Below are 6269 nucleotides of genomic sequence, written 5' to 3'. Positions count from 1 at the left end.
ACTCATCAATTTGCTCAATTAACGGAACAGCTGTTTGTAATATTTCTTCTCCTTTCTTGTTTAAAATAACAACTTTTGCTCTTGTATCTCTTGAATGTTCTTTTCTTTTCACAAAATCATGTTTTTCCAATAAACTCAATATTTGAGATACCGTCATGACATCTATCTCTGAGAGTTTTGAAATCATAACTTGTGTAACTTCATTATCATTTTGCGATAGATAAGCAAGAGAAGCTAAAACAACAAATTGAGGGTGTGTCAAATTTATTTTCTTTAACTCTTTTTTTATCATAAGATGCCATTTATTGTACACCCTCATGAACAACAATCCTGTTGATTTTTCTGAATTGTCTTTATATTTTGATGTAAACAAACAGCAACCACCTTATTTTTCCAAACAATTTTTTAGAATAAATATAGACTGAGGAACATCTGAAAAAACTTGTTTTAAAAATTCCAAATGTTGCTCATCCTCACTATCTAAAATCACAGTGTGTTTTATATTCACGCTTCCGTCATTATTATCAATAATTTGATGACCGAAAAGAATATCTCCGAACGGAGTTTCTGTTTTATCCCAAAATTCTTCAAAAGGTTTTACAAGAGTAAGCTGATATTCCATAGGAGGCATTCCTTCAAGCTCCATAGTTCCGCATGAACCAGTCTCAAAATTACCTTTCAATGTAATGTTTTTTAAATCCTCTTCCCAATCATACCATTTTTCAATATTTGCATAGTACTCCCATGCATCTTCTTTTGCAGCTTTGATTTTCAAACTAAAACTAAGTTCCATTGTAATTTCTCCTCTAACTATATGTGTGCTTATTATAAGTAAACTTATAATATTGTCAACAAAATTTATACTTGGGATACTATTCTTTAGCTTTTCTAAATGACAGAATAAATTTTTTCAATCTTTTCAGACTGTGTACTACTATTCTTTGCCCCTGATGGCGCAAACGTCCACGTTTGTGCCTATTTTTCTAAGGATTAATCAATGAGCACACGCCTTACAAATCCCACTTACGTTAAAAATACACTGGCTTTATGCCACAAAAAACAAAGGGTCTGACATCACATCAGACCCTTTATCATTTTTGTGCTTTATTCGTTAGAACGGAATATCATCATCAAAATTATCCATTGGCGGTTCGGCTGCCGGTTTGCTTGCCGGAGTGGCACGTGGTGCAGTTGGCGCGCTTGGTGCTTGGCTTGAGTAGCTTGGCTGTGCTGCCGGCGCGTAGCCGCCGGATTGACGATCAGAGCGGCTGTCTAACATTTGTAAAACGTCGCCTTGAATTTCTGTGGTGTAGCGATCTTGGCCGTTTTGATCTTGCCATTTGCGGGTTCTTAAACGCCCTTCGACATAAACTTTAGAGCCTTTGCGTAGGTATTCGCCCGCCACTTCCGCCTGACGACGATAGAACACAATGCGGTGCCATTCGGTCACTTCACGACGTTCGCCGGTGTTTTTATCATTCCAGCTTTCACTGGTGGCAACGGTAATGTTGGCAACCGCTTCGCCGTTCGGCATGGTACGCATTTCAGGATCGTTACCTAAGTTACCCACAATAATGACTTTATTTACTCCAGCCATAATATCCTCTTTTTTATTCAATTTTGCTGTAAAAAAATTTGCTCTATTCTGCCTGAAAATTCGGAATAAATCCACGCCTTCAACAAAATTAACTGGATATTTGCACAGTTATTTAGGAATATGCGATAATTGTCGCAAATTTACACTTCTTTCATTTATAAAATCTATTATGGATACCATCGACATTCGTGGGGCGAGAACCCACAATCTGAAAAATATTAACTTAACCATTCCACGCGACAAACTCATTGTTATTACCGGCTTATCCGGCTCGGGAAAATCTTCTTTGGCGTTTGACACGTTGTATGCCGAAGGACAACGCCGTTATGTGGAATCCTTATCCGCCTATGCGCGTCAATTTTTGTCATTAATGGAAAAACCCGATGTAGATCATATTGAAGGGCTTTCACCGGCTATTTCTATTGAGCAAAAATCTACCTCACACAACCCGCGTTCAACGGTGGGTACCATTACCGAAATTCACGATTACCTGCGTTTGTTGTTTGCCCGCGTGGGTGAGCCGCGCTGTCCTCATCACAATGTGCCACTCACGGCACAAACCATCAGCCAAATGGTGGATAAAGTGCTTTCTCTGCCTGAAGAAAGCAAAATGATGTTGTTGGCGCCGGTGGTAAAAGAGCGCAAAGGTGAGCACGTTAAATTATTGCAACAAATTGCTGCGCAAGGCTACATTCGTGCCCGTATCGATGGTGAGATTTGTGATTTATCCGATCCGCCAAAACTGGAATTACAGAAAAAACATACCATCGAAGTAGTGGTGGATCGCTTTAAAGTGCGGTCAGATTTAGCCACAAGATTAGCGGAATCCTTTGAAACCACGCTCGAGCTTTCCGGCGGCACGGCGGTCGTCGCGTATATGGACGATCCGAAGGCGGAAGAACTGGTGTTCTCTGCCAACTTTGCCTGTCCGCACTGTGGCTATTCCGTACCGGAACTGGAACCTCGTCTCTTCTCCTTTAATAACCCTGCCGGTGCGTGCCCGACTTGTGATGGTTTGGGCGTGCAACAATATTTCGATGAAAAACGCGTGGTGCAAAATCCAAGCATTTCCCTTGCCAATGGCGCTATTAAAGGCTGGGATCGTCGCAATTTCTATTATTACCAAATGCTCACGTCCTTGGCGAAACACTACCATTTCGATATTGAAACGCCTTTTGAAGAACTGCCGAAAAAAATTCAACAGATTATTTTGCACGGTTCCGGCAAGGAAGAAATTGAATTCCAATACATGAACGATCGTGGCGATGTGGTGTTGCGCCACCATGTCTTTGAAGGTATTTTGAACAACATGGCGCGCCGTTATAAAGAAACGGAATCCATGTCAGTGCGCGAAGAACTCGCCAAACACATCAGCAATCGCCCTTGTGCCGATTGTGGCGGTTCGCGTCTGCGCCCAGAGGCACGTAACGTTTATATTGAGCAAACCAATCTGCCTGATGTATCGGAGAAAAGCATCGGAGAAGCCTTGAGCTTTTTTGGAGCGCTACAACTGAGCGGTCAAAAAGCGCAAATCGCCGAGAAGATTCTGAAAGAAATCAAAGAGCGGTTACAATTTTTGGTCAATGTGGGCCTGAATTATCTTTCCCTTTCCCGCTCCGCTGAAACCCTTTCAGGCGGTGAAGCGCAACGCATTCGCCTTGCCAGCCAAATTGGTGCGGGCTTGGTCGGCGTGATGTATGTGTTGGATGAACCGTCTATCGGGTTACATCAACGGGATAACGAACGCTTGCTCAATACCTTGATTCACTTACGAAATCTTGGCAACACGGTGATTGTGGTGGAACATGATGAAGATGCGATTTTAAGCGCCGACCACATTATCGATATTGGCCCTGGCGCAGGTGTACATGGTGGCAATGTCATTGCCGAAGGCACAGCGCAACAAATCATGCAAAATCCAAACTCGCTTACGGGTAAATTCTTATCCGGCGCGGAAAAAATCGAAATACCGAAAAAACGCACCGCACTTGATAAGAAAAAAACGCTCAAGTTGTTTGGCGCATCAGGCAATAATCTGAAAAACGTCAACTTAGAGATTCCGGTGGGCTTGTTCACCTGTATCACCGGCGTGTCCGGCTCAGGCAAATCCACGTTGATTAACGATACCTTGTTCCCGATTGCCCAAAATGCGTTAAACCGTGCGGAAAATGCGGAAGCAGCGCCATATAAATCTATTGAAGGTTTGGAATTTTTTGACAAAGTCATCGATATTGACCAAAGCCCGATTGGCCGAACTCCGCGCTCTAACCCGGCAACCTACACCGGCGTGTTTACCCCAATTCGTGAGCTGTTCGCCGGTGTGCCGGAAGCCCGAGCACGCGGCTACAACCCGGGGCGTTTCAGTTTTAACGTACGCGGCGGACGTTGCGAAGCCTGTCAGGGCGACGGCGTCATCAAAGTGGAAATGCACTTCCTGCCCGATGTGTACGTGCCGTGCGACCAATGTAAGGGCAAACGCTACAACCGCGAAACCTTGGAAATTCGCTACAAAGGCAAAACCATTCATCAAGTATTGGATATGACCGTGGAAGAAGCGCGCGAATTTTTCGATGCTGTTCCGATGATTGCGCGTAAACTGCAAACCCTCATAGACGTGGGCTTGTCTTACATTCGCTTAGGTCAATCCTCCACCACCCTTTCCGGCGGTGAAGCGCAACGGGTGAAATTGGCAACGGAACTCTCTAAACGAGATACGGGCAAAACGCTGTATATTCTGGACGAGCCTACTACCGGGCTACACTTTGCCGACATCAAACAGTTGCTTTCCGTGTTGCACCGCTTGCGCGATCAAGGCAATACTATCGTGGTCATTGAGCACAATTTAGACGTAATTAAAACCGCCGACTGGATTGTGGATCTCGGCCCGGAAGGTGGTAGTGGCGGCGGACAAATTATCGCCACCGGTACGCCGGAGCAGGTGGCTAAAGTCGAAGGTTCGCATACCGCGCGCTTCTTGAAAGGGATTTTGGTGAAAGGGTAAAAACGCTGCATTTTCCGACCGCACTTTTGCGCACGTTGTCTGGATGATTTTACCTTATTCGTGCAACAAGTTGCACGCTACGTTGATTTAATCACGTTTTGATTCTCGTAGCGTGTATCTTGATGCACGAAATACCTTTCCATTCATTTTGGTGAATGGGTAAAAACGTCCCCAAAAATGACCGCTCGTTTAAACACGTCGTTTGTTTAATTCCGTCTTGTTCGTGTAACAAGTTGCACGCTACGTTGATTTAATCACGTTTTGATTTTCGTAGCGTGCATCTTGATGCACGAAATACATTTCTGTTAATTTTGATGAATGGATAAAAATGTCCCAACAATGACCGCACGTTTAATCACATCGTTTGGTTAGTTCCATTTTTTTCGTGCAACAAGTTGCACGCTACGGTCTACTATTCAAAACTTAAACGGGATAAACCTTAAGTTCAATCCGAAATAGTTATCCTATTCCATTTCACTTGCCCGGTTATTCAGATATAGTTCAAAGTGCGGTCGGTTTTTCAAACATTTTTTAAATGATAACAACCATATCCGATATAGCCGTTAAATAATATCTATTTTTTTCAAAATGTTATAAGCACATATTGAGAGATGGCTCGAGAAAAGCTAATGTTCACAACGACAATTTAAAAAGTCATTAACGTCAGGAGCTGTTAGGTGTAAAATAAATTCAATATCTATGTTCTTATCATCTCTCATGATTTGAACAAGTCCCATAGAATTAAATAAGACTATCATCCCTTTATCTCAAGGAGATGAATTTTTTCCAATAAATAAGATCTCTAAGCATTATATTTTTATGGGTAGCATATTTCATTAAATACCTTATTAAAAATAAACTAATTAAATAATCTTTCTTACTTCCTTTCCTAATTCATCTCTAACAATCTCAATGTCATTAGAAAAAATTTCAATACTACCTACATTATCAATTAATGTTATTTTCCATTTTTTATGATTTTTATATTGCTCCAGCATAACTATTGACGATATGTAAATACTATCTGCTTCATAGGAAGAGGGGGATAAATTTTTTTCTCCAACATCTAGGAAGACTTGAAAACTGCTAACATCAATAAACTGCAATGTGTAGCTCACTAAATTATCTTCAAGTTTTTCAACTTCGAATATAAGATTTTGATTTTTTAATACATTACTTGCATTAAAATCAAATTTTATACTCATAATTTTTGCATCAATTAAAAAATTCATTTAATTTCCCTCTTATAAAATTTAAGGTATTGGAGCTGGCCCACAACCACCAAAAGCGTGTTTTATAGTAAAACATGTACAATCCGGATAAGGTCTTTGATTATTTACCGAATAATGCCAGTGGACTTTTGATCCCGTGCTACCTAAACCGCCTCCATGATCATGAGTAGTATGAGTCTGAAAATCAAACTTAACTCCAGCAGGAGGATTACAAGGCGGGCATTTTGTTTTATTATACTTCACTGTACCATCTGCTTCAGCCTGAGCCTCAACCTTATCCGCTGCCTCCATTGCCCCCACGCCGATAAGAATACCAGCTATGGCTGTCCCGACATAGGCTAATCCTTCTAAAAGCCAAGGCACCGCAAGTGCTGGTGCAAATAAGCCCAATGGGTCAACTTGATTCTGCACCGTGCCCTCAAACCGATACAAATTCCTC

The 6269-nt window shown here is 41.9% G+C and carries 6 protein-coding genes; 1 reads left to right on the top strand and 5 read right to left on the bottom strand.

The genetic code is table 11. The features are described from left to right. The 3 genes from Q0203_RS06705 to Q0203_RS06695 form a co-directional block, all read right to left on the bottom strand. Positions 1–373: MarR family transcriptional regulator (locus Q0203_RS06705; RefSeq protein WP_297930662.1), on the bottom strand; the 373-nt coding region annotated here is incomplete at its 3' end. A 12-nt stretch (positions 374–385) separates the two neighbouring features. Then, on the bottom strand, positions 386–793 hold the full coding sequence (locus Q0203_RS06700; RefSeq protein ID WP_297930659.1) for a polyketide cyclase: 408 nt from the start codon (positions 791–793) through the stop codon (positions 386–388). 318 nt (positions 794–1111) lie between these two features. Then, positions 1112–1597 (bottom strand): single-stranded DNA-binding protein, encoded by a 486-nt coding sequence (locus Q0203_RS06695; RefSeq protein WP_297930656.1) that lies wholly within the window; start codon positions 1595–1597, stop codon positions 1112–1114. A 169-nt stretch (positions 1598–1766) separates the two neighbouring features. On the opposite strand from Q0203_RS06695, the gene uvrA reads away from it, so the two are divergent. Continuing rightward, positions 1767–4598 (top strand): excinuclease ABC subunit UvrA, encoded by a 2832-nt coding sequence (uvrA, locus tag Q0203_RS06690; RefSeq protein ID WP_297930653.1) that lies wholly within the window; start codon positions 1767–1769, stop codon positions 4596–4598. A gap of 863 nt (positions 4599–5461) precedes the next feature. Here uvrA and Q0203_RS06685 read toward each other — a convergent pair. Then, complete coding sequence (locus Q0203_RS06685; protein ID WP_295976165.1) at positions 5462–5830, bottom strand: hypothetical protein; 369 nt, start codon at positions 5828–5830, stop codon at positions 5462–5464. 21 nt (positions 5831–5851) lie between these two features. After that, positions 5852–6269: hypothetical protein (locus tag Q0203_RS06680; RefSeq protein ID WP_297930650.1), on the bottom strand; the 418-nt coding region annotated here is incomplete at its 5' end.

Origin of the sequence: uncultured Aggregatibacter sp. (assembly GCF_938046485.1) — a bacterium.
Classification (GTDB): Bacteria; Pseudomonadota; Gammaproteobacteria; order Enterobacterales; family Pasteurellaceae; genus Aggregatibacter.
Note: the sequence above shows the minus strand (reverse complement) of the source record. Positions and strands in the feature narration are given on the sequence as shown.